Annotated in this window: 22 protein-coding genes; 10 read left to right on the top strand and 12 right to left on the bottom strand. The window is 38.9% G+C overall.

What is annotated here, in order from left to right:
• Positions 1-82: 82 nt before the first annotated feature.
• Together hpt and AC04Q1_RS08570 are read left to right on the top strand one after the other, a co-directional pair.
• Entirely contained in the window at positions 83-625 is a 543-nt protein-coding gene (gene hpt, locus AC04Q1_RS08565; RefSeq protein ID WP_478363683.1) for a hypoxanthine phosphoribosyltransferase, read from the top strand.
• A gap of 55 nt (positions 626-680) precedes the next feature.
• The gene (locus AC04Q1_RS08570) at positions 681-1,340 is read left to right on the top strand and encodes a phosphatidylserine decarboxylase family protein (RefSeq protein WP_478363685.1); all 660 of its coding nucleotides are present in this window, start codon (positions 681-683) and stop codon (positions 1,338-1,340) included.
• A gap of 265 nt (positions 1,341-1,605) precedes the next feature.
• On the opposite strand, the gene AC04Q1_RS08575 is transcribed toward AC04Q1_RS08570, so the two are convergent.
• The 6 genes from AC04Q1_RS08575 to AC04Q1_RS08600 all read right to left on the bottom strand — a co-directional run bounded on the left by AC04Q1_RS08575 (position 1,606) and on the right by AC04Q1_RS08600 (position 5,943).
• Positions 1,606-2,781, bottom strand: a complete 1,176-nt coding sequence (locus tag AC04Q1_RS08575; RefSeq protein WP_478363687.1) for a mechanosensitive ion channel family protein — start codon at positions 2,779-2,781, stop codon at positions 1,606-1,608.
• A gap of 70 nt (positions 2,782-2,851) precedes the next feature.
• Positions 2,852-3,199, bottom strand: coding sequence for a 50S ribosomal protein L19 (gene rplS / locus AC04Q1_RS08580; RefSeq protein WP_478363689.1), 348 nt, complete (start codon positions 3,197-3,199; stop codon positions 2,852-2,854).
• 138 nt (positions 3,200-3,337) lie between these two features.
• The gene (gene trmD, locus AC04Q1_RS08585; protein ID WP_478363691.1) at positions 3,338-4,012 is read right to left on the bottom strand and encodes a tRNA (guanosine(37)-N1)-methyltransferase TrmD; all 675 of its coding nucleotides are present in this window, start codon (positions 4,010-4,012) and stop codon (positions 3,338-3,340) included.
• A 57-nt stretch (positions 4,013-4,069) separates the two neighbouring features.
• The gene (locus AC04Q1_RS08590; RefSeq protein WP_478363693.1) at positions 4,070-4,681 is read right to left on the bottom strand and encodes a hypothetical protein; all 612 of its coding nucleotides are present in this window, start codon (positions 4,679-4,681) and stop codon (positions 4,070-4,072) included.
• A gap of 43 nt (positions 4,682-4,724) precedes the next feature.
• Complete coding sequence (gene rimM, locus AC04Q1_RS08595) at positions 4,725-5,252, bottom strand: ribosome maturation factor RimM (RefSeq protein ID WP_478363695.1); 528 nt, start codon at positions 5,250-5,252, stop codon at positions 4,725-4,727.
• 118 nt (positions 5,253-5,370) lie between these two features.
• A complete protein-coding gene (locus AC04Q1_RS08600) occupies positions 5,371-5,943 on the bottom strand; it encodes a 30S ribosomal protein S16 (protein WP_478363697.1) in 573 nt (190 codons plus the stop codon).
• A 144-nt stretch (positions 5,944-6,087) separates the two neighbouring features.
• On the opposite strand from AC04Q1_RS08600, the gene AC04Q1_RS08605 reads away from it, so the two are divergent.
• On the top strand, positions 6,088-6,609 hold the full coding sequence (locus tag AC04Q1_RS08605) for a 5' nucleotidase, NT5C type (protein WP_478363699.1): 522 nt from the start codon (positions 6,088-6,090) through the stop codon (positions 6,607-6,609).
• Between the two features lie 124 nt (positions 6,610-6,733).
• Here AC04Q1_RS08605 and AC04Q1_RS08610 read toward each other — a convergent pair whose 3' ends face one another.
• Complete coding sequence (locus AC04Q1_RS08610) at positions 6,734-9,814, bottom strand: VIT domain-containing protein (RefSeq protein ID WP_478363701.1); 3,081 nt, start codon at positions 9,812-9,814, stop codon at positions 6,734-6,736.
• A gap of 177 nt (positions 9,815-9,991) precedes the next feature.
• On the opposite strand from AC04Q1_RS08610, the gene AC04Q1_RS08615 reads away from it, so the two are divergent.
• Positions 9,992-10,315: a heavy metal-binding domain-containing protein gene (locus tag AC04Q1_RS08615; RefSeq protein ID WP_029274899.1), complete on the top strand. Its 324-nt coding sequence runs from the start codon at positions 9,992-9,994 to the stop codon at positions 10,313-10,315.
• Positions 10,316-10,399: 84 nt separating this feature from the next.
• On the opposite strand, the gene pfkA is transcribed toward AC04Q1_RS08615, so the two are convergent.
• The 4 genes from pfkA to AC04Q1_RS08635 all read right to left on the bottom strand — a co-directional run bounded on the left by pfkA (position 10,400) and on the right by AC04Q1_RS08635 (position 14,442).
• Entirely contained in the window at positions 10,400-11,383 is a 984-nt protein-coding gene (gene pfkA / locus AC04Q1_RS08620; RefSeq protein ID WP_478363703.1) for a 6-phosphofructokinase, read from the bottom strand.
• Positions 11,376-13,061 (bottom strand): protein-disulfide reductase DsbD family protein, encoded by a 1,686-nt coding sequence (locus AC04Q1_RS08625; RefSeq protein ID WP_478363705.1) that lies wholly within the window; start codon positions 13,059-13,061, stop codon positions 11,376-11,378. Before AC04Q1_RS08625 ends, pfkA begins: the two co-directional genes overlap by 8 nt.
• Before the next feature lie 148 nt (positions 13,062-13,209).
• Entirely contained in the window at positions 13,210-13,659 is a 450-nt protein-coding gene (locus AC04Q1_RS08630; protein WP_478363707.1) for a protein-disulfide reductase DsbD domain-containing protein, read from the bottom strand.
• A 6-nt stretch (positions 13,660-13,665) separates the two neighbouring features.
• Positions 13,666-14,442: a biotin--[acetyl-CoA-carboxylase] ligase gene (locus AC04Q1_RS08635; RefSeq protein WP_478363709.1), complete on the bottom strand. Its 777-nt coding sequence runs from the start codon at positions 14,440-14,442 to the stop codon at positions 13,666-13,668.
• A 44-nt stretch (positions 14,443-14,486) separates the two neighbouring features.
• Here AC04Q1_RS08635 and rsfS point away from each other — a divergent pair, with 44 nt between their 5' ends.
• From rsfS to AC04Q1_RS08665, 6 genes are all read left to right on the top strand, one after another.
• The gene (rsfS, locus tag AC04Q1_RS08640; RefSeq protein WP_055914301.1) at positions 14,487-14,861 is read left to right on the top strand and encodes a ribosome silencing factor; all 375 of its coding nucleotides are present in this window, start codon (positions 14,487-14,489) and stop codon (positions 14,859-14,861) included.
• A 27-nt stretch (positions 14,862-14,888) separates the two neighbouring features.
• Positions 14,889-16,910, top strand: coding sequence for an ATP-dependent zinc metalloprotease FtsH (gene ftsH, locus AC04Q1_RS08645; RefSeq protein WP_478363711.1), 2,022 nt, complete (start codon positions 14,889-14,891; stop codon positions 16,908-16,910).
• 65 nt (positions 16,911-16,975) lie between these two features.
• Positions 16,976-17,620, top strand: a complete 645-nt coding sequence (locus AC04Q1_RS08650) for a LutC/YkgG family protein (protein ID WP_478363713.1) — start codon at positions 16,976-16,978, stop codon at positions 17,618-17,620.
• A gap of 612 nt (positions 17,621-18,232) precedes the next feature.
• Positions 18,233-20,110, top strand: coding sequence for a sensor histidine kinase (locus AC04Q1_RS08655; RefSeq protein ID WP_478363715.1), 1,878 nt, complete (start codon positions 18,233-18,235; stop codon positions 20,108-20,110).
• Complete coding sequence (locus AC04Q1_RS08660) at positions 20,110-20,763, top strand: response regulator (RefSeq protein WP_478363717.1); 654 nt, start codon at positions 20,110-20,112, stop codon at positions 20,761-20,763. Before AC04Q1_RS08655 ends, AC04Q1_RS08660 begins: the two co-directional genes overlap by 1 nt.
• Before the next feature lie 79 nt (positions 20,764-20,842).
• Positions 20,843-21,919, top strand: a complete 1,077-nt coding sequence (locus AC04Q1_RS08665) for a 3-oxoacyl-ACP synthase III family protein (protein ID WP_478363719.1) — start codon at positions 20,843-20,845, stop codon at positions 21,917-21,919.
• On the opposite strand, the gene AC04Q1_RS08670 is transcribed toward AC04Q1_RS08665, so the two are convergent.
• Positions 21,916-23,403, bottom strand: coding sequence for a tetratricopeptide repeat protein (locus tag AC04Q1_RS08670; RefSeq protein ID WP_478363721.1), 1,488 nt, complete (start codon positions 23,401-23,403; stop codon positions 21,916-21,918). The two genes, AC04Q1_RS08665 and AC04Q1_RS08670, sit on opposite strands and share 4 nt — an antisense overlap.
• Between the last annotated feature and the right edge of the window lie 171 nt (positions 23,404-23,574).

Consider the following 23,574-nt stretch of genomic DNA (forward strand, 5'->3'; position numbering starts at 1 on the left):
TTACAGTTAGCCATTGCCAGTTTGCAGTTCTTCGTTAATCCCAGCAATTAACCAGCATTACAACAAACCATTTAACAGCAGCATGCACAAAATAAAGGTAGAGGATAAAGAGTTCGAAATATTTTTAGAGAATGATACTTTAAACAAAAGGATCCGTTTGCTGGGCATCCAGATCAATGTTGATTATGAAGGGAAATGCCCGTTATTTATTGGTATACTCAATGGAAGTTTTTTATTTATGGCCGATCTGATCAAGGAAGTTGATTTACCCTGCGAAGTTGCTTTTATGCGCGTAGCTTCTTATGAAGGAACCTCAAGCTCCGGAAACGTAAAAGAATTAATTGGCTTGCCCGAAAATATCGAAGGAAGGGATATTATTGTTGTGGAAGATATTGTAGATACCGGCCTAACTTTAACGCATATTTTAAAAACGATCAAGGAAAAAAATCCGGCATCCGTTAAAATAGCTTCACTTTTGCTTAAACCCAGTGCTTTAAAATACGAAATTAAGGAACTGGAATATGTTGGTTTTGAAATACCTAATGAGTTTGTTGTTGGCTACGGACTGGATTACAATGGCCTGGGCAGAAACTTAACCGATATTTACAGAGCAAGTGAGGCATAATTTTTAGATTGGATTAATTTATTTTTCGCACCTTTGCCCAATAATTCCGAACACAATGACCATACATAAAGAAGGCTACACTACCATTGCCTTAAGCATATTGTTTATTTTCGTGATCAACGCAGTAGTGGATTACAAATATCACGACATCACCTGGCTACGCTGGTTTATTTATATCTTTTCAGCCGCCTTATTTATTATTGTTCTGCAGTTTTTCCGCAATCCGAGCCGCAGCTTTTCTGCTGGAGAAAACCTGGTTATCTGCCCGGCGGATGGTAAAGTGGTGGTAATCGAGGAAACAGAAGAAGGAGAATATTTTAAAGACAAACGTTTACAGGTTTCGATTTTTATGTCGCCGGTAAATGTGCACATCAACCGCAACCCGATTTCGGGGGTGGTAAAATTCTTTAAATACCATCCTGGAAAATACCTTGCTGCCTGGAATCCAAAATCATCAACAGAAAACGAACGTACTACCACCGTTGTAGAGCATAAAAATGGTACACCCGTATTGTTCCGTCAAATTGCCGGTGCTTTGGCCCGCAGAATTGTATGGTATGTAAAAGAAGGCGATCAGGTGGTACAAACAGAGCAATTTGGTTTTATTAAATTCGGCTCCAGGGTTGACGTTTTTCTTCCAGTAGGAACAAAGGTTAACGTGGAACTTAATCAGGTGGTAAAAGGTGGAATAACGACCCTGGCTACTTTGAGTTAGAAAAACAATACAAACATATTTAAAAGCCGTTCCGATTTTAAATCGGAACGGCTTTTATATTATAGTGACTTTCAAAAGGATTTGAAAACAAAAGTTGCCAAATAAACCTGATCGAAGCGAGATGCCGATATTTCAATAGGCAGAAGCGGGAGCAGGAACAAACTTCAATAGTACCGCAGCACTAGCTTTCCAAAAAGAAAAACACAACACCAAATTTAATAATATGAGCTTGTGGTTTCGTGAGGGTACAGGCCACGGAATGTGGTTAATCTGTTGCATCATTACCCACCTCTTCTTTATTACCTGCCGGAGCTGGCCTATCGCTGATTAAACGTTGCGTTGGATAAGCAAAATCCGATTTGTTGCGGATCACGATATCCATAATCTCCAGGTTGATTTCCTGTCTGATTTTTAGGAACTCTGAATAGTTAAGTACGGTTACGAAATAGTTCACCTCTACGTTCAGGCCAGAATCGCCAAAACTTTTAAATGAAGCATTACCATCATCGCTCGTACCCCGATGATTGTTGATATAACTTTCAATTTCGGTAATAATTTTTCTGAGTGATTCCGAATTGGTTTCGTAAGTAAGCCCAATGATGAAAGATACCTTACGCGAATTTCTAAGTGAAAGATTCTCCAAAACACCATCAATCATCCCCCTATTGGGAATAGTAGCCATTGTTTTTTCAGATGTTCTGATTCTCGTGCTCCTAAAACCAACCTTTTCAACCGTTCCTTCAACACCATCAACCTTAACTAAATCACCTACTGTAAATGGCTTATCTAAAAAGATCGTAAAAGAGCCTATAAGGTTCTCTAAGCTCTCTTTAGCGGCCAGGGCAATCGCAATACCACCAATACCTAATCCTGTAATCAGGGTTAAAACATTAACCTCGAAAACAAAACCCAGCAGCGTAAAAAAACCGATAAAAATTACAACCGTTTTAAATAATTCCTTTAAAAAGGGCACCAATTGATCGTCGGCTTTATTCTCCGTTAGCGATGCTTTATAGAGCAATACGTGGCTAATGAAGTCGATTATCCTTAAAATAATCCAAAAGATTGACAGGATAATCCCAAACAGAAATATCCGGTCAATGCAATCGCCAATGGTTACCGGGATCAACTCTTTAACCTTGCCAATTAATTTACTATAATGGAATACAGCAACTTCCAATGGATGTTTCAGCTGGTTGATGGAAAGATAAAGCGTGGTTAGCAGGATAAAAACCTCGATCGGTTTTACCAATAGGGCAACGAAAGCATCGTTATGAGATTGGTTCGAAAAATTTCTGAATAGTTTAAACAGCAACTTGCTTAATAGCTTAGAAACAATATTCTTAAAAACTAAGCCTAAAAAAAGTATGCCCCCGAAGAGGAAATAGGCCTTTACGGTGTTGCCCCAAAAAGTTTGGTCGAAAAAAGCAGAATCTAACATTTAACAAAGGTATAAACAAAAAAACCTCCACGAAATTAATCGTGAAGGCTATATCTTATAATAAAGAGTATTATTTTCTCAAAGATTTGATACGAGCAGCTTTACCAGTTAAAGCACGTAAATAGAACAATTTCGCTCTACGAACTTTACCATAGCTATTCACTTCTACTTTCTCAATGTTTGGAGAATTAAAAGGGAAAATACGCTCAACACCAATACCGTTGCTCATTTTACGAACTGTGAAAGTTTCGTTAGCACCAGCACTGTTACGTTGTATCACAACACCTTGGTAAATTTGGATACGTTCCTTATTACCTTCGCGAATTTTATAGTGCACGCTCACTGTATCGCCAGACTTGAACGCAGGAAAATCTTTTTTCGCGATGGCCTGCTCTTCAACAAATTTTACTAAATCCATGATTTTAAGCTATTAAATCGATATTTCATCCCGTGAAAATCGGATTGCAATATTAGGGATTATTTTTGAGAAAAAAAAACCTATTTTAATTTTTTCCACAATCTTTACGAATTCCACATTCGATTGTGTTAAATGCTTCTATTCCAAAAGATCAGGACGGCGGATTTTAGTGCGTTCGAATGCTTGTTCGTGCCGCCACTCGTTCACTTTTGCCTCGTGGCCGCTTAATAAAACATCGGGCACTTTATGTCCACGCCAATCTGCCGGGCGGGTGTAAACTGGCGCATCGAGCAATTCGCCCTGAAAACTATCAGACAGGGCTGAAGTTTCGTCATTTAAAACACCAGGGATCAGACGCACAACAGCATCAACCACGATCGCCGCAGGAAGCTCTCCACCGCTTAAAACATAATCACCAACAGATATCTCCCTGGTAACAAAGATATCGCGTATACGCTGATCTATGCCCTTGTAGTGGCCACATAGAATGATGATGTTCTGTTTAATGGAAAGTTCGTTTGCGGTACTTTGATTTAAAGTAACACCATCAGGGCTCATAAAAATAATTTCATCGTATTCGCGCTCCGCCTGAAGTTTTTCAATACAGGCTGCAAAGGGCTCAATACTCATTACCATCCCACTGCCACCACCATATTGATAATCGTCTACACTTTTTTGCTTATTGGTGGCGTAATCCCGAAGGTTATGCACCACAATTTCGGCAATGCCCTTTTTTTGTGCTCGCTGCAAAATAGAATGGGCAAACGGACTCTCTAATAAAGCGGGCAGAACTGTTATAATATCGAAACGCATGGCGCAAAGGTAAGGCTTTAGTCGGAAGTCTTTAGCCTGATTCGAATTTTGATGCTGTTAAGTTGTCCATTGATCATGTACAACAGCAACTAAATAATAATTATCTTGATATTTTTTAAAAACAAACCTCAAACTGGTCCAGTCTAACCCCTTATATTTCTCATCGAAACCTTTAAAATAACGTTCCGTAAAATGGAGCTGAGGGTAACTTTCCTTTAAATTATTGATGGTATTGCCCTGACCGATCAAATCATCATAACTCTTCTTTTCCGCATTTAAATAATCGGCATTGTAGATAAACCGTTCAATGTAAGGCTTAACCTTCATTTTAATCGCCTCGCCACTTCCATCAAAATGCCCCCAGGTTAAGGTCCAGTTTTTATCGATGGCTTCTAAAAAATCCTTTGCTAAAACATGTTTATGCGTAGGGTCTATAAATCCGTACGGGGAAAATCTGACACCATCAATGGGATGAAAACAGGCCGCAAATACATGGTAATCCTTCTCTTTCAAAGCCTTTAAGGCTTTTAGCTCTATCACCTGAATGGAATCCCTTTGCGTTGTTTTGGGCAGGATTTTTCTGCTCCCGGTTTTATTTTCCGATTGTTTATTTTGATTACAACTTATCAATAGCAATGCCGCGGCAAAAGCAATAAGTGAACGCTTCATAAAACCATAACGAAAAACCATCGAAAAGGTTTATAAAGAACCTTTAATTTTCTAGATAGATATCTAATAAGCCCTCAGGCAAATCCAGGGTTAAGATTTTTTCCTCATCATCGATTTCTACAATAAAATCTTCGTTTAACGGGAAAAGGATTTCGGTATCCTTATAGATTACAGTAGCTACAAACTGTTGCGGATATTCGTTTACTTCTGTTATTTCACCCAGTTCACCAAGCGTCTCATCAATTGCCATGAAACCTTTTAAATCGGTATAGAAGAATTCAGATTCATCGCGCGCCGGCATCTGGGCAATGGGAAGGTAGAGTTTCTTTTTTAATAAAGGCTGTACTTTATCGATATGATCGGCATCATCAAAATTAAAGTAACCAGTTTTATTGACCTGCAGTTTTGCCGATGCCACGAAGTAGGGCACCAGTTTGCCGTTCATATCCGCATAAACCACATCAAATTCGAGTTTTTCATATTCATCGAATTCAAAAAATACCTGAACTTCTCCCTTTAAACCTCTCGTTTTGGTAACGTAACCTATGTAAAATGCTTCTTCGTGTTTCATAACTACCCCTAAATCCCCTAAAGGGGACTTTTTAACACCCCCCTTTAGGGGCAGGGGATATTAAAAAAATAGCGTTCCGAATTTCGGAACGCTATTTTATGAGACAAAATAATTAAAATTATTCTGCTCCTTCTTCTTTAGTAGCTTCTGCTGCAGGAGTTTCTTCAGTTGCTTCAGCTTCAACAGCCGGTGCTTCTTCAGTAGCCTCTTCTTCAACAACTTCTTCTGCAACTGGTGCATTTTTAGCTGCGATAGCTGCTGCTTTATCTTCTTTTTTCTTTGCTTCTGCTGCTAAAGCTGCTTTACGGGCATCAGCTTTAGAAGTAGCTAAACCTTCTGATTTACCAGAAATTTTACCTGCTTTAGCATCTAACCAAGCTGCAAATTTTTCATCTGCCTGTTCTTGAGTTAAAGCACCTTTTTTAACACCACCTTCTAAATGTTTTTTGTACAAAACACCTTTGTAAGAAAGGATAGCGCGGGCAGTATCAGTTGGTTGTGCACCACTGTTAACCCAAGCTAAAGTTTTTTCGAAGTTAATTTCGATGGTAGCAGGATTGGTGTTTGGGTTGTAAGAACCTAAACGCTCAATAAATTTACCATCACGTGGAGAGCGGGAATCTGCTACCACAACGTGGAAAAAAGGTTTCCCTTTTTTACCGAATCTTTGCAATCTGATTTTAGTTGCCATTGTCTTTTGTATTTATGTATTCAACATAGTTCCCGGAGCTTCATGCTGCGGGGCTGCAAAGATAACTAAAATACTGTAAATTAAAAACATAGTTTAATTTCTTTGTTTTCAGGATATTTGCGCCAAAATATTTGCAGATACAAAATGGAAAGAATTGCGATTGATATGGACGAGGTGATTGCCGACGCCGTTGGAAAATTCATTAAACTATATAACCGGGATTTTAATGTTCCGCTTGATTTAAAGATCGATGCCGGAAACGAGATTTACCACCACGTTCCACAGGATGTGAATCAAAAATGGTTCGAATATATTAATGAACCTGGTTTTTTCCGCGATCTTGAGGTAATTGAAGACAGTCAGCGGGTGATTAAAGCCTTACAGGAAAAATATGATGTTTATATTGTTTCAGCCGCAATGGAATTCCGCAATTCATTGGTCGATAAATACGATTGGATGGCAGAACATTTTCCTTTCGTCGATTGGCAGCATATCATGTTCTGCGGAAATAAAATAGTAAATGTCGACATCATTATTGATGACCGCACCAAAAACTTTATGAATTTTGCTGGGAGACCTTTATTATTTACCTCTCCACACAACTTGTTGATTACGGAATATGAGCGTGTAAATACCTGGGAAGAGGTTGCTGGATTATTGCTATAAATTATTCATAAAGCAACAACAAATATCTTAATGGTTTCCAAAAAGAGTTGTCAACTTGCCAGCGAAATGGCTATTAAAGTTGACAACTCAAATCTGTGGAATCTTTTAGCAGGTGTAATCATTTCTAAAAATTAAATTCACCAACTAAATTACCCCCATTACTGCCCGCCGCGAGCGGCAATACAATCACTTTTCTCTGTTGTTTACCTGTTGCATATCGGGTGTAAATCTCCGCGGTTACCGTTGTTGGTCCACTGATGTTGATCTGCCTGTCACCATAATAGTTTACCTCAATTTTATATTTCCCCTTTATCGCTTTTTTAATCATAAACTGCTCCGGGCCATAGCCCGAAGTAAAGTCATTACTGATCCTGCCACCAATTTTTGTTCTGGAATTTCCATAATATCCTTTTTCACCTGTAGGATCAGTCAACCATAAGTCGATATCCGTATCATTTTTATTCCAGTTGAGCACTACACGCACATCAACAGGCAAAGGCTGGATCAAACGTTTGTCAATCTCTTTCGTACTCAGGCTATTGCCGTGCTTCGCGATGAGATTATTTATTTCGGATATTACAATCTCTTCAATCCCCTGGTCTCTATCCGCAATCTGACTGTTGTAACTTTGGGTAAGCACCTGATATAAATTATCCAGTGCAGCCTGGTATTGACCATTGTCTGCCAAGGCTAAAGCATAATCACGGTAACTTTGCGCATCCATTGGCCGCCATTGCAAAACTTTATGAGTGATAAAAATCTCATCCTTATAATTACCCGTTTGTTTCAATTTATAGGCCAGTGTTTTATAAAGATCGGCATTCTCCAGATCCATATCGGCAATATTGCTTAAAATAGTTAATGCGCGAACACTGTCTTTCTGCTGATAAAACCAATTGGCTACGTCAAAATAAAACATAGGCGTTGAAATATATTTAGATCGCATTTTTAAATAAGATTGGTATGCACTATCCGGCTTTCCTACCAGACTTTTCATATAATCTTTATCACTTTTAAATTCCGGGATAATAATTGCGGGTTGTTTAGGCGGTGCTGATGGTGGCATTCGCATGGCATCTACCCGAACACCTGCAACCCTGCCTTCAAGAGCACCACTTGAAACATTTCCCCTAATGGTTGTCACAGATCCTGTAATGGATTTCTTTTGCTGCGCCGCATAGCCCACAACCACCACATCATTTAATTGATTTGTTTCTTTATCCCTACTGGCAGCTCCGGTAGGCGGGGCAAGCCTTACAGCCTGTGGCGTGGGAGGAACCATCACCTCTGCTGCTTTTGCAACTTCCACCTCCCGTCTCCTTCTTTCGCCTGTTGGCGTTGGGAATACGATATCAGCTGTAGGATCTCCTTTTACATCTCTTTGACCAGGATCGGGATATTTTTCCTTTTTCTTTTCTGGTTCTTTGTAATAAAAATCAGTGTTCCACCAGGTTTTTAACTCCTTTGTCATGGCTACCGCAGCATTGATCAGATCCTGTTTCTGTTCTAAAATAGCTGCCCTTCGCTGTTTTAAAACCGCATTATAGGCCTGCTGCAGTTCAACAGGGGGTACAATGTCATACCGCAAATAATCATCAAGGTTTTCTAAAACGATCAGACTGGTATTGCGCGTAACAATACCAAACTGTTTGCTAAGAGCACTAATGTCATCCTTATTATCTTCGTATTGAATATCCATTTCGGCAATTTTCTTTTGTGCCCACACCCGGCTCACATCAATGCTGCTTAAGGTGTGCTCTGTTGCATTTAAAAGGACAACCTGTTCAGAAACTACAGTATTCCCAAAGCCGAATTGCAAAGTAAATTCAGTATTAAATTCATTCATAATACCGGCTAGCGAAAAATGCCCGTTTACGTTTACCTTCATCGATGGATAAGTTTGCCGTACACTACTCCCGTTTTTAATTCCTAAAAACTGAAGATTTTGCTGGTTCAATTGCTTAAATGCGTCGCTAACTGAAATGGAATTCAGGTTTATAAATTGTCCCCCCGTTTTCATACTAACGAATTTCAAGGTACTATAATCTGCCTTGAGTGCGGTGTTAATGCAATGAACAGGTTTATTTAATCCTACCGTATTTTTACCAAATGTGGATAGTCCGTCACTAAATAAAATATATTCCTCTGCCTGGAAAGATTTTGCTTGGATGGCACCGAAATTTGTACCGCCATCATAGACTAAATTTTTCAGTTTATCTTTTAGTGCCTCCCAGTTACCATTAGTGATTATAAAGGTTCCTGCGTTTTTAAAGCCGTTATTAACCAAGCCCAGCTGTATGGTTAAATTTTGTTTTCGTTTAACAATTAAATCCAGAAGCTCGATTTCTTTTTCGGTATTTCGTTGAAGACCGCTTAATGATACATCCCAGATTAAACCAATTTGGTTCGCCCATTGCTTTTGACGGCTTTCTGTCTTGGGGAAAACATTCACCAGAAAATAATAGCCTGATGAGGCTTTTTGCATCTGTACTTCGGGTAAATTGCTCCTTTTCGGGAGGTTAATCGTGAGACCATTTTTTGGCTGGTAATTGCTTTTATTGATTTCGCCCACATAGGTGTTTCCGTTGGCTTTTAAATCAAAGCTACCATCGGGCTGTTCGCCTAGCTCTGGTTTTATGATACTTTCAAACACTGTGGTCTTTAAGCTAAAGTTTTCAATGGCTTGATTATAATCTAAAGGCAAATGGTACTTTAGCACATGCTCATTGGTAAAGCCAAGTTCTTCTTCATAGCCTACAATTATGGTTCTGCTGCCATTGGCCGGTAATGGATAAATTCTGGTCCGGAAGTTATTTCCCTCTACTTTTTCCAATAAACCAGGGTCAACCCTCCGCCGCTCAATGCTCTCAAAAACTTCGGTCGCCTTTGCTTTTTCTACCGGAACAGCCTCACGCATTTTGCCGTTTATATCCAAAGCATAACGGCTAACGCTTACCCCTTCTGGCATCGGGAATGTGAGTTCGCCCTCCAAAATGCGGTTGCTGTTGTTATGGAAGGTCATTGTCATTACCGTTGTGGCTATGTTTCCGGTGATCTGCACATCAATAGCTAGCTTTTTAAGCTTAACTGCATCTTTTTGTTCGCTGGTTTCGGCCTGTTGTACCTTTAATACAGGCATCTGCGCATTCACAAAAAAAACTACCAAAAATAATGGGAGGACGAGTAAGGTTTTAGATGGTCTCATAACTGTGATTTTAAATAGTGATGCAAAAGCCCTGGCGATTACATAAATTTATTTTCAGAAGACTATTATTCCGCCCATTTCAGAAATCCAAAAGCACCGTTGAATTCCTTAAAATGAACTTATCTGAGAAAATGTAACATTTTCCAAAAAAAATGTTCTAATGATTAAAACTGAACTATGTTAGTAACTACTACGCCTTCGGTTGAGGGCAGAAAAATTGTAAAATATATAGGTCTTGTTACCGGAGAAACCATTATTGGCGCGAATATTTTTAAGGATTTATTTGCAGGGATAACAGATATAGTAGGGGGCAGATCAAGCTCCTATGAACGTGTTTTGAGAGAAGGAAAAGACACAGCGGTTAACGAAATGCAGCAGTATGCCGCCGCCTTAGGTGCTAATGCGATTGTTGGTGTAGATTTAGATTATGAAACTGTAGGCAGTGGCGGCAGTATGTTAATGGTGAGTGCCAATGGAACCGCTGTCATTTTAGAAGATTAAGAAATTGCTTATTGCGAAAACTAAGCAAAAACAAGAAAGTCTTTCCGGTGCGGGAAAGACTTTTCTTTTATACTCTATTTTCGATTAAAACGAAAGGATATCGATTAGTTTTAACCATTTAGCACTTACTTTTTCTGCATTGATGTGTTTAATGGCGTGATCAAAAGGAGTAAAAACAATCTCACGGTTAATCTGACCGGCCATTACACCACTTTCGCCATTAATTAACCCTTCTACCGCGGCAACACCCAGGCGACTTGCCAGCACGCGATCCATACAGGTAGGTTTTCCTCCACGTTGAATATGTCCTAAAACGGAGACCTTCGTATCGTAATGTGGGTATTTTTCCTGAAGAATTTCGCCAACTTTAAATGCCCCGCCAGTATCATCACCTTCGGCAACGATAATGATTTTCGAAGCCTTGTCTTTACGGCTATGCTCCAGTTTATGCAAAATATCGTCTGCATTCATATTGGCTTCAGGGATCATGATGGCTTCTGCACCCACACCAATTCCACTTCTTAAAGCAATTAAGCCAGAGTCGCGCCCCATTACCTCTACAATGAAGAGCCTGTCGTGCGATTCAGCAGTATCTCTGATCCGGTCTACCGCATCAATAACGGTATTAATGGCTGAATCATATCCGATCGTAAAATCAGTCCCGGCCAAATCGTTGTCAATGGTGCCTGGTAAACCCACAATTGGAAAATCGAACTCTTTTGAAAAAATATTGGCACCGGTAAACGTTCCGTCGCCACCAATTACGATCAGCGCATCAATATCCAGTGCTTTTAGATTTTCGTAAGCTGTTTTTCGACCTTCAGCGGTCCTGAAAGCTTCACTACGTGCCGTTTTTAAAATGGTGCCTCCACGCTGAATGATGTTCGCTACAGATTTACGGTCCATGGGGATATAATCATTGTTAATCAGCCCTTCGTAGCCACGTATAAACCCGGTTACTTCAATATCATAATAAATAGAACCCCTAACTACGGCTCTGATTGCAGCGTTCATGCCTGGCGAATCGCCACCAGAGGTTAAAACACCAATATTCTTAATCTTATTCATTTGTTTGTTTCTTGGCAAATTCTGAAAGTCCCTTATCCAGATATTGCAAATATTTATCTATATCAAATTCTACTCCGATAGGAGGAGAAACTAATTCTTTTTCATCAGTACCCAAAAGTACATAATATGGTTGCGAAATGGTATTAAATCTTTCGGCCTGTAAATGTTTAAATTTTTTACCAACCGTATTTACCCTGGTACTCAAAATTTTAGAGTCAAATTGTTCGCCAGCTGGCAGATCTGTTTTATCATCAGTGTAAAGCGATACAACAATATAATCTTCTTTTAACTTTTTAAGCACCCTTGGGTCAGACCAGACCCTGGCTTCCATTTCGCGGCAATTTACACAGCCATGCCCTGTAAAGTCAAGAAATAACGGTTTTTTTACTTCTTTGGCATAAGCCAGTGCTTCCTGGTAGTCAAAAAAACCATCAATATTGTGTGGAATATGCAGGAATTCTGAATATTTACGTTTTACATGGCTAGGAGCTGCAGCCTGGCTTGAACCACCACCAGCATCTTGTCCGATTATAAAATCCTGTGTAGATAAAGGTGGAACCAATGCGCTTACACCTTTCAGAGGCGCTCCCCACAAACCTGGAATTAAATAAATGGCAAATACAAAAGTTGCGGTTGCAATAAATAACCTCGGTACCGAAACATAAGGAAGATCGCTATCGTGTGAGAATTTAATTTTCCCTAACAAGTAAACACCCAGGATTAATGCAAGTACAATCCAGATGGCCAAGAAAATCTCTCTGTCCAATATTCCCCAGTGGTAAGCCAAATCAGCTGTAGAAAGGAATTTTAATGATAAACCCAACTCTAAAAAGCCAAGAAAAACTTTAATGGAGTTTAACCATCCTCCCGATTTTGGCAATCCCGTCATTAAACTAGGGAAAATGGCAAACATGGTAAAAATTATGGCTAGCGATAAAGAGAACCCGAACATCACCACCACTGGTGTCAGTAAATCGGTGTTAATGGCAACCAACGATGTTCCGATCAGCGGACCAGTACACGAAAAGGAAACAACTGCTAAAGTTGCCGCCATAAAAAATATACCACTTAAGCCTTTAGCATCCGATTTCGCATCAAGTTTATTTACAAAAGAACTGGGTAACGTGATCTCGAAAGCACCTAAAAAAGATACCCCAAAAACAATGAGTATAAGAAAGATGAAGATATTAAAAAACCCATCCGTTGAGATTTCATTTAAAGCACTTGCACCCCAGATTAATGTGATAATTACACCTAAACCTACATAGATGACTATAATCGATAAGCCATAAATAATTGCACTCCTGATCCCTTTTGCCCTACTTTCAGCCCTTTTGGTAAAAAAACCAACCGTAAGCGGAACCATAGGAAAAATACATGGAAGGAAAAAAGCAGCAATACCCGCCAAAAGACCTAGACCAAAAGTTACCCAAAGCGATTGTTTTGGAGCAGCGCTAGCAGTTAATGCCGTTTTTTCTATTTTGGCAGTATCTTTTTTTATCGAATCTTTCACCTTACTATTTGCTGCACTATCCTGTGCAGAACCTACTTCGGTAAAAACAATATCATCGGGAGGGGCGGTTGTGGTGGTATCCTGAGTTACAAAGGCGTAACTCCTAACAGCAGGCAATGCAATAAACATTATAGCCATTAATAACAATAATAAAACCTTTTTCATTTGTGTGTGTGTGTTTGAAACCGTGAAATTAAGAATAATTTTATAAAGAGCTTTTTATAAGGCCATTTAGCATATAGATTTTACTTTAAACAGAAACAGTCCCAAGAATTTAAACTTTGGGACTGCTTTCTAAATATTTTGATGATGATTATTTAACCGGGACGCTAAACTCAACTTCTTCCGGGGGAAGACATTGTTTATCGTTACAGACCATAAACTCAACCTTGCCCTTAACAGCTGTTGTTCCCTTATTCAATTTTACCTTTTGTTGAAAAATAACTGCCTTTTCAAAATAACTTACATTCATTTTGAAAGTGCTTTCATATTTTACGATTGCTTTTGGCTCAACTGTTTTGCCAACCAGGCTAAAATCTTTAGAAGGAGCAAAGGTAAACGTAGTTTTTACCGGACCGCCATCTTTTACATTTTGAGAATAAATATGCCATCTATCTTCGATCGTTGCCTTTAAATAAATAATGGCTTCATCTTTACTGATTTTTTTTGCAGAATAAGCCCAGGTAACCGGCTTTTCGATTTGAGCAAATGCACCGGCGATAGTAAAAAGTACCATCGAAAGTACTAAGGTGATTTTTTTCATTGTGTGTTATTTTGTGTGTGTAAATTCTATTTCTTTAAAGTTGAAGCTTTTTAAACCCCCGTTTGTATCAACAGTTAACCTACCACTGTCTTCAACTCCTTTAATCTTACCCTCAAAAACCTTTCCATCTTGTTTATATAACGCTGGAATGTTGAAGTTATAAAGCCTTGCAAGGTAATCATTTTGTAAAATACTATATTTACCCGCTTTCAAAATTAAGTAGTATTTCTCCATAAATATGAATATTTTCACCATAATATCCATTAAAAGCACATCTTTTTGTAAAATTTGAATGACGGAAGTGGCCCTCTGACTGATGCTCTCCGAAAATTCGGATTGATTTACATTCAATCCAATGCCAATTACTGATGATTTTATCGAGCTGCCTGTCAGTGTATTTTCGATTAATATGCCTCCTAATTTCTTGTCCAGGTAATACATATCATTAGGCCATTTTATCTTTATTCCTTCTGGTACAAAACAAGATAAGGCATCGCTAACGGCCAAACTAACCGCTATATTCAGGTAAAACTGCTTATTTAAAGGTAAAAAGGAGGGCCTTAAATAAATGCTGGTGCTGATATTTTTGCCTGCCTCCGTTTGCCAAACGCTTTCTTGTTGACCTCTTCCTGCAAACTGATTATCTGCCATAATTACAGTCCCTTCGGCTAATGGCTCGGATTTTGACACCAAATCTTTTAAAAAGTTATTGGTAGAATCAACCTCTTTTAATTTGATTAAATTTTGACCAACAAATAGTGTCGAAAAAGTGTTATTTTGCAAGTGTTGAATTTATAATATTGTAATTCCAAAATTAAAGCATTTTAATGGTAAAAAAGAAAATAGTAGCCCTTTCTACATACCTTTCTGAGTTAGCCGTACACGGCATCCAGGAAAAAAAAGGAGAAGATATAGTGCGGTTAGATCTTAGAAATATTCATACTTCAGTAGCAGATTACTTTATTATTGCGAGTGCCACCTCTGGCACCCAGGTAAAAGCTATTGCCGACAGTGTAGAAAAAGAAATATATAAGGCCACCCAGGCCGATCCAAGACATAAGGAAGGTTTCGAATCTGCAGATTGGATTATTCTGGATTATTTTGATGTGGTTGTGCACATTTTTAAAACCGAAAAGCGCCACTTTTATGGCATAGAAGAACTTTGGGGGGATGCAGAAAGCACAAATTATCAGAGCGCATAACCTTTACAACCATTTTGACAAAGACAAATGAACGAAAATCAAAATACCAACGAAAAGCAAGGGAAGAGAATACCTAATATCCCGAAAAAACCACAAAAAGGATCAAAATTCAATATTTTCTGGGTTTACGCAGCCATTATTATAGCCATTATAGCTGCGCAGTTTTTATTTACTACCGACGGCGGCAAGGAGGTTACCTACCAAAAGTTTGAGCAACAAATGTTACTTAAAGGTGATGTTCAGAAAGTTGTTGCCTATAAATCAGACGATTTAGTTAGAGTAGAGGTTTATATTAAAAAAGATAGTTTAGACAAAAAGAAGTTATATGATGCTTATAAAAGCAACAGCACTTTTAACGTAAATAACAGCAATGCCAGTCCTGTGGTATATTTCAATGCCGGAACGATGGATGGGCTTGATAAACAGCTTGCAGATTCGCAAAAAGATTTGCCTGCAACACAACCACGTATTTTAGCAGAAAAAACCAGCCGCAGCAATCCACTGGCAAGCTGGTTCTTAAGCATTATCCTTCCGGTTTTACTTTTAATCGGATTCTGGATTTTCATGATGCGCAGGATGGGCGGTGGCGCAGGTGGTGGCGGTCAGATTTTCAGCATTGGAAAATCAAAAGCAACCTTGTTTGACAAAGAAAGCCAGGTAAACATTACATTTAACGATGTTGCTGGTTTAGAAGAAGCAAAAACAGAGGTAATGGAAATCGTAGATTTCCTTAAAAACCCTAAAAAATATACCGATTTAGGCGGAAAAATCCCGAAAGGTGCTTTACTTGTGGGGTCGCCGGGTACCGGTAAAACCTTATTGGCCAAAGCCGTTGCGGGTGAGGCGCAGGTGCCGTTTTTCTCTTTATCAGGATCTGATTTTGTAGAAATGTTTGTTGGGGTAGGCGCTTCACGTGTTCGCGACTTATTTAAACAAGCTAAAGATAAATCACCTTGTATCATCTTTATTGATGAGATTGATGCCATTGGCCGCGCACGTGGTAAAAATGGGGTAATGGGTGGCAACGATGAGCGCGAAAACACCTTAAATCAACTGTTGGTTGAGATGGATGGATTTGGCACCAACACACATGTTATTATTTTAGCCGCCACCAACCGTGCCGATGTTTTAGATAAGGCGTTATTAAGAGCAGGCAGGTTTGATAGACAGATCTATGTTGATTTACCGGATGTTATCGAACGTAAACAGATTTTCGAAGTCCACATTACACCGCTTAAAAAATCAGAAGAGTTAGATACCGAATTTTTAGCGAAACAAACCCCGGGTTTCTCTGGTGCTGATATCGCTAATGTTTGTAACGAAGCAGCATTAATTGCAGCCCGTAAAAATAAGTCGGCCGTAGATAAACAAGATTTCTTGGATGCGGTAGATAGAATAGTAGGTGGTTTAGAAAAGAAAAATAAAATCATTACACCTAGTGAAAAACGTGCCATCGCCATCCACGAAGCTGGCCACGCAACCGTAAGCTGGTTGTTGGAACATGCAGCACCTTTGGTTAAAGTTACCATTGTTCCACGCGGACAAAGCTTAGGTGCAGCCTGGTATTTACCAGAAGAACGTTTAATCGTTCGTCCACACCAAATGCTTGATGAAATGTGCGCAACAATGGGCGGAAGGGCAGCTGAAAAAGTAATGTTCGATACCATTTCAACCGGTGCGCTTAGCGATTTAGAAAAAGTGAATAAACAAGCCAGGGCTATGGTTACCATTTATGGCCTGAACGAAAAATTAGGAAACATTACTTACTACGATTCGTCAGGTCAGAATGAGTATAACTTCTCTAAACCATATTCAGAAGATACTGCTTTAACCATTGATCAAGAAATTTCGGCACTGATCGAAGGTCAATACCAGAGAGCAATCAGTTTATTGCAGGAAAACAAAGATAAATTGATCCAGTTGGCTGATATCCTGATCGAAAAAGAAGTTTTGTTTAAAGATGATTTAGAAGTGATTTTTGGTAAACGTTTATTCGAAAATCAAAGTGAAAGCGGAACTCCGGGACATATTACTCCGGTAGAAGCATAAATAAATAATTTCTATTATTACATTTGCTACCCTGGTTTAAATAATTAGGGTAGCTTTTTTTTATAATGAAGGATAATACGACAGCGAAGGAACAAATACTAAAAAAGATAAGGAAAGCACTATTAGAAAAGCGTGAAAACCCTTATCCCAATTTAGAGGAGAGCCAATTGTATAAAAAAAATACAGATGAGCTGGAGGTATTATTTGCCGAGCAACTTACTGCCATATCAGGCAATTTTATCTTCTGTGAGGATGGGATCGATTTTTTCGAAAACATGTTACAGCTGGCAGATAAGTTTAAATGGCGTAAAATATATTGCTGGGAGCCAGAACTTCAACAGTTTTTAAGCAAATATGAATTTCCTTTTTACCAGACAGATAAAGACTTTGAACAGGCTGAAGTAGGTATTACACTCTGCGAAGCTTTAATTGCCCGTAACGGCAGCGTAATGGTAAGCAACCAGGGTGCTGCAGGAAGAAGACTGAGTATTTTTCCACATCACCATATTGTAATCGCGAGAACAAGTCAGTTGGTTTTAGATCTTAAAGATGCTTTCTTGCTGTTAAAAAACAAATATGGCAATCAAATTCCATCAATGATCAGTAATATTACCGGCCCAAGCAGAACTGCCGATATCGAAAAAACACTCGTTTTGGGGGCGCATGGCCCTAAGGAGCTCTTTGTGTTTTTGATAGATGATTTTAGTTAGGCTTTCGAAACCTCAAAATTCTATTCGGCAGTTATTGCTGATTTTCTGACAGCTAATTTTTCTTTGATGTCGCCTATAATGTAAGGTGGATCTTTATAGGCTATCTTAAGGTCAACATTACTTATGAGGATGCGTCAATTCAATACCTCCTCGGCAGGACCGGTTTTAATCCTTCATCTTCCAATTTATGATGATCAAAAGCCATATAAATCCCTACATAACGACGATCTTATCCATGGTAATGGTTTCCTCGTTTTAACATTGTAAATATCGACATCCTGAATTCGTCTGTAATTATACCCCAGCTAGAATCTTCTTCAAAATCTTTACTTCTGCCTATCACAAGCCTTTAGGGGCAACCGCAGTTGTAGCGGGCGTATTCACTTTTAGAAACGTGCGATTGGGCATTTACCACCTGTATTATAAACAGGAGCAAGATAATAGTCAGGAAATTCTTCATTTTATGTGGTTTAATTCAGCATAAAAATAACCGGTTATTCAGGCGTTCTATATACCTTTTACTCGGTATTTTTAATGTATGCTTTATACCTTATATTTATGAAATATAGACCCTTAACTTAGCTTTTAATATTATCGCTAATTCGCTCATCCATGAATAAAATTTTCCTGTTAATTGTATTTCTATTCAATCCACTATTGGTGTGTTTTGCCCAGCAGGGCCATCCGATTTTGATCGATACCGCCACAAAATTTAACATTAGCCAACACGGTTATTTTTATGAGGACAAGAATTTAAACCTGAGCATCGATTCTATTATTAAGTATAAACAGGCCAATAAACTCACACCGCTAAAACCGGGCAAAGTTTTTAGTAAAGGTTATACCCAGTCTTATTATTGGGTAGCTTTCGATATCGAAAATACCTTAGATCAATCTGTTCATTTGATGTTTAAAGAGCAGAGTTCGAGCATTAACCAGCTTCAGCTGTTTAAAGTTGATGAAAGTGGAAAAACACATGCTTTAGGCTTAACAGGAGACCACTTCCCTTTTAAACAACGGCCTTACCGCAACAGAAGTTTTATTTACCCCTTGGTGCTTGCGCCTCATGAAAAAGCTACTTTTTATTTGTGGGCCGATAAACGTGGGCAAAATATGTACATGCCAATGTCTATCGGGCGCGATGTTGACATTATTCAGGCTGAAATTCCGCAGCATACCCTTTTTGGATTTTATACGGGGATTTTTGTATTTGCAGTGATCTTTAACCTGTTATTATATGCTTCTGTAAGGGATAATATCCACCTGTACTATGCAATTTACATTTTTTGCACCCTGATCTTTATTCTGGAAGAGGAGGGACTAGCCTTTCAGTGGTTTTATCCGAACCTGCCCGGCCTTCAGGATTACATGCGGTTGATTATGGCTTCGCTAAGCTGTGGGCTGTTGATTCAGGTGATGCAGCTCTTTGTGAATCAAAATCGGTCCAATAGTCGATTGCATCTCTTTACAAACTACTACAAACGATTTTGCTGGGCCATGTCCATCATTCCTGTATTGATGTTGTTTAAATCGTATATCATCCTCGAAAAAACGGTATTTTACATCAATAACTTTTTGGCACTCCTTACTGTAATCGTGATTATCATTTGCGTAGTAGAAAGGATAAGGGCAGGTTATAAACTGGGCTGGTACTATTTTATCGCAACGGTAATGCTGTTATTTGGGGTTTTCAATTATGTTTTTAATACCCTTGGATTAACCAATTTTAACCTGCTAAAACCAAATGGCCTGGTGGTGGGCTTAACAGCCGAAATTATATTCCTCTCTTTTGCGTTGACACAACGCTACAATTTCCTGAAAAAAGAAAAAGAAATCCTGCTCGAAGAAAAGAGCAAACACCAGGTCGATCTTGCCGACGGTATTTTTAATGCACAGGAGGATGAACGCACCCGCCTGGCGCGTGATTTACATGATGATTTAGGCGGCACACTTTCGATCATTAAATTAAATATTACGGCTTTTCAGCATAAGGTTTTAAAACTTACTGAAAATGAACGTGTATTTTACGATCAAACCATTGGCATGATCGAAAAGGCCTGTGCCGATTTAAGGGAAATATCACACAATTTAATGCCTAAAAACTTTGAACAGTTTGGTTTGATCGAAACACTGAATGAACATTTTAGTACCTTGAACCATTCGGGTAAAATTGCCTTCGAATTTGTTTTCCAGGTAGAACATCCCATCGAAAGCACCATGGAAATTACGATATACCGTATTGTTAACGAACTGGTAAATAATATCATCAGGCATTCCTTCGCTTCAAAAGCAACAATTCAAATTCTATCTTTCGATGAAAGAATCAATATCATGGCCGAAGATAATGGCATTGGCTTTAATCCCGATACGGATAAAAAAGGATTAGGCATTCAGAATATTGTGTCGAGGGTTAATTATCTGAACGGAAAAATTCAGGTCGACAGTAATCAAAACGGCACAACAACAACCATTGATATTCCACTAAAATAATGGACGCGTTTGAACAAAAACCCATCACGTTAATGATCGCAGATGATCATAAACTATTTGCGGAAGGATTATCAGCGATCCTATCCGAACAACCAAACTTTAAGGTAATCGGTACCGCATCAAACGGAAAGGAAATTTTGCATTTATTGAACAATCAATTGCCGGATATTTTAATCCTGGATTTAAATATGCCTGTTTTAGATGGTGAAATTGCCTCCGAAAAAATCCGCCAATTGTTTCCGTCGGTAAAAATAATGGTCTTATCGATGTATCATACCGCCAAATTGGTCACAAAGTTAGAGGGCCTTGGGGTTAAGGCATATATTCAAAAAGATACCGATGCAGAAACACTATTTAAAATTATTGCTGCTTTACATAAGGGCGAAAAATATTTCCAAAAAATAAAGCCCGATGTTCAGCAGTCCTCCATTTTTGATGATAGTGATCACTTCCAAAAAAGCCATAACCTAACTGCCCGGGAAATGGAAATTCTGAAATTGATCAGCGATGACTACACTTCACAACAAATTGCCCAAAAATTATTTATAGCTTTAAACACTGTTGATACGCATCGTAAAAATATGGCACAGAAGCTAAATGTAAGCGGAAAAGCAGGATTGTTAAAATTCGCACTCGAAAATAAGCTTCGCTAAAAATTAAATTTATTTTCGATTACCGAATATAATTGATATTTTTATACTACATACCGTTTTAGTATGCGGTATTATAATTATGAGCAAAGCGATAAATACGGTAATTACCGGAACCGGAAGTTATATTCCACAGAATATAATTACCGGTAATGAATTCTTAAATTCGACGTTTTTTGAGAATGGGAGTCTATTGGAGAAAGAGAATTCGGAGATCATTCATAAATTCTCTGAAATTACCGAAATAGTGGAAAGACGTTACGCCTGCCCTGAGCAGTTAAGCAATCATATTGGCGCCAAAGCAGCAGAAAAAGCCATAGAAGACGCGGGTATCGATAAAGAAACATTAGATTATATTATCTTCTGCCATAATTTCGGCGATATTCCTTTGGGCAGCAACCGCACCGATGTTTTACCATCCCTGGCTTCGAAGGTTAAACAACAGTTGGGTATTCAAAATCCTGATTGTGTAGCCTACGACCTTATTTTTGGCTGTCCGGGATGGGTCCAGGGTGCAATACAAGCCGATTATTATATTAAAAGTGGCGATGCTAAACGTGTTATGGTTATTGGTGCAGAAACTTTAAGCCGAATTATCGATAAACATGATCGTGACAGCATGATTTTTTCTGATGGTGCAGGGGCTGTAATTTTCGAAGCAGAAGAATCAGAAGAAAAAAGAGGCATTTTAGCACATAAAACAGAAACACATGCCGTAAATCATGGTAACCTTTTAACCATGGGCAAGAGTTCCCATCCTGATGAAACCAATGGCAACCTTTACTTAAAAATGAACGGACGTAAACTATACGAGTTTGCGGTAGTTCAGGTGCCCCAGGTGATTAAAAAGGCCATTGATAAGGCAGGGCTAGATGTTGAAGATGTAAATATTGTATTTGTTCACCAGGCCAACGGAAAGATGGATACCGCCATTATGAAACGTTTATTTAAACTATATGGTAAAGATACTGTGCCTGAAAATTTAGTCCCAATGACGATTTCCTGGTTAGGAAACAGCTCTGTGGCAACCGTGCCAACCTTATTGGACCTGGTTTTAAAAGGGCAGGTTGAAGGCTATAAAGTTAAAGCAGGTGATGTTGCTGTTTTTGCTTCGGTAGGCGCAGGTATGCACATTAATGCCTTTGTTCACCGCTTTTAATTCGCCAATCTTCTTAATCCGGCTTTTGCCTGGCTTTCAATACTGCTTTCAAACTCATGATTTTTCATGGCAATGGCCGTATTGAAAGCCTCTTTAGCTTTTACCTCATTTTTCTTCCTCTCGTAAACTTTACCCATTTGTAATGCTGCATTTGCAGCAAAGTAATATTTTAGGTTTTTCCCTTCATTAATCGTTTCCTGATAAGCCGCCAAGGCCTGGTCGTCCTTTCCTAAATCCTCGTAAATTCTGCCCAGGCGGTAGTTCAATTCTGTTTTATCCTTATCATTAACATAATCAGTTATCTTCTTATCATCGAGTAGCTGCAATGCCTTGTTTAAATATCCCCCATCAAACAAAAGTCTCGCTTTTAAAAGGTCGATGGTAGGTGTTCCTGCCGCCGCTTCTCCCTTTGCTTGTTTGTCCTTTTCCATATAGGTGTAACCGTTTTTAACAGCCTTCGCCGCAAAAGCCGTATATCCCCCTTTATCTCCTTTCAGCAGCGCGATCCACCCAAGATGAAGATAAGCGTCCTTTATAAAATTAACGCCTTTAGTGGCCTGCAAAAAGCGGTTAAAATAGGCGGCCGCATTGAGATCAAGCTTATTCAGGTGTGCAATACCCTCCAGGTAATCCAAATAGGGAAATGGTTGATAAACGCCACCTTCCGGTCGCCTGGCTAAAATTGCAATGGCTTCATCGCTGTGGCCATTTTTAATGCATACGTAACTTTGAAGGTAACTCTTTAACAAACTTGTATCGGCAATTCTTTCCGTATATTTTATCGTTTTGGCATAAGCCTGCGGACTATGCGCCACATCGGTTAACACATAGGCATAATAAAATACCACTTCTTCATAAAATGGCTCGTAAGATGATTTTGGCAGGTTATCGGCAAGTTTTTCGAACATATTCAACCCGTTTTGCAGATTGCCCTTAATGCCAAAGGTGGAAAGTGCCGTTTTTAGTGCTCCATCAGGAAGATTTCCCAAAACCGCATTGATCAAACCCAGGCCTTTCAGGTTAAGATGAAAGTTTGGAAATTTTTTATTGTTTTCCTGTAAAAGACTGTTTGCTTTTTTTACTTCCATTGCCGCATTAAAATACTCGCCGAAACGGCCACGGATCAATGCCCACTGCAGATTGATCTCTGCCTGCGCATACAGATAGTAAGGAGAGCTTTTATCGTCATCGCTGATCTGGTCCAAGCGGGCAGATTTATTTCCTTTTAACCGGTCGAAATCCGCTTTGCTCTCAGAAGTAAGCACCGTAAAATAATCTACATAATTTTCTAAAAGCGGAATGATGGAGTTATTGGGATGCTGTTTTTTTTCGGTAGAAATATATGCCTTTGCATTACCCAGTTTTAGTTCAAAGATACTTTTATAGGCATTTAGGCAATTATTATTAAAATCGAAGTTTGCAAATGAAAACAAAGGAGAAAGGAGCAGCGCATAGGTTATAAAAAAACGGAAGCTTTTATTCATTCGGTATTGTATTTCGGTTTGGTTCTGCGCCCGGAGCAACAGCGGTTCGTATTGATAACAAATATCTACATTAAACGCTAAAATCCTACTCTTGTTTTGTGTAAACAAAAAATGCGTATAAACAAAAAACGTCCCGAAAAATCGGGACGTTCTAATCATTTTAAGCAATTG

The organism is Pedobacter humicola (genome assembly GCF_056490705.1).

Bases quoted from the DNA above. Each gene is read 5' to 3' on its own strand.
- AC04Q1_RS08615 (WP_029274899.1), top strand. From the start codon at position 9,992: ATGTTAGTAACTACTACGCCTTCGGTTGAGGGCAGAAAAATTGTAAAA.
- ftsH (WP_478363711.1), top strand. From the start codon at position 14,889: ATGAACGAAAATCAAAATACCAACGAAAAGCAAGGGAAGAGAATACCT.
- AC04Q1_RS08600 (WP_478363697.1), bottom strand. From the start codon at position 5,943: ATGGCAACTAAAATCAGATTGCAAAGATTCGGTAAAAAAGGGAAACCT.
- AC04Q1_RS08665 (WP_478363719.1), top strand. From the start codon at position 20,843: ATGAGCAAAGCGATAAATACGGTAATTACCGGAACCGGAAGTTATATT.
- rplS (WP_478363689.1), bottom strand. From the start codon at position 3,199: ATGGATTTAGTAAAATTTGTTGAAGAGCAGGCCATCGCGAAAAAAGAT.
- AC04Q1_RS08670 (WP_478363721.1), bottom strand. From the start codon at position 23,403: ATGAATAAAAGCTTCCGTTTTTTTATAACCTATGCGCTGCTCCTTTCT.
- AC04Q1_RS08660 (WP_478363717.1), top strand. From the start codon at position 20,110: ATGGACGCGTTTGAACAAAAACCCATCACGTTAATGATCGCAGATGAT.
- AC04Q1_RS08610 (WP_478363701.1), bottom strand. From the start codon at position 9,814: ATGAGACCATCTAAAACCTTACTCGTCCTCCCATTATTTTTGGTAGTT.
- rimM (WP_478363695.1), bottom strand. From the start codon at position 5,252: ATGAAACACGAAGAAGCATTTTACATAGGTTACGTTACCAAAACGAGA.
- AC04Q1_RS08630 (WP_478363707.1), bottom strand. From the start codon at position 13,659: ATGAAAAAAATCACCTTAGTACTTTCGATGGTACTTTTTACTATCGCC.
- AC04Q1_RS08605 (WP_478363699.1), top strand. From the start codon at position 6,088: ATGGAAAGAATTGCGATTGATATGGACGAGGTGATTGCCGACGCCGTT.
- rsfS (WP_055914301.1), top strand. From the start codon at position 14,487: ATGGTAAAAAAGAAAATAGTAGCCCTTTCTACATACCTTTCTGAGTTA.
- hpt (WP_478363683.1), top strand. From the start codon at position 83: ATGCACAAAATAAAGGTAGAGGATAAAGAGTTCGAAATATTTTTAGAG.
- pfkA (WP_478363703.1), bottom strand. From the start codon at position 11,383: ATGAATAAGATTAAGAATATTGGTGTTTTAACCTCTGGTGGCGATTCG.
- AC04Q1_RS08570 (WP_478363685.1), top strand. From the start codon at position 681: ATGACCATACATAAAGAAGGCTACACTACCATTGCCTTAAGCATATTG.
- AC04Q1_RS08655 (WP_478363715.1), top strand. From the start codon at position 18,233: ATGAATAAAATTTTCCTGTTAATTGTATTTCTATTCAATCCACTATTG.
- AC04Q1_RS08625 (WP_478363705.1), bottom strand. From the start codon at position 13,061: ATGAAAAAGGTTTTATTATTGTTATTAATGGCTATAATGTTTATTGCA.
- AC04Q1_RS08575 (WP_478363687.1), bottom strand. From the start codon at position 2,781: ATGTTAGATTCTGCTTTTTTCGACCAAACTTTTTGGGGCAACACCGTA.
- trmD (WP_478363691.1), bottom strand. From the start codon at position 4,012: ATGCGTTTCGATATTATAACAGTTCTGCCCGCTTTATTAGAGAGTCCG.
- AC04Q1_RS08590 (WP_478363693.1), bottom strand. From the start codon at position 4,681: ATGAAGCGTTCACTTATTGCTTTTGCCGCGGCATTGCTATTGATAAGT.
- AC04Q1_RS08650 (WP_478363713.1), top strand. From the start codon at position 16,976: ATGAAGGATAATACGACAGCGAAGGAACAAATACTAAAAAAGATAAGG.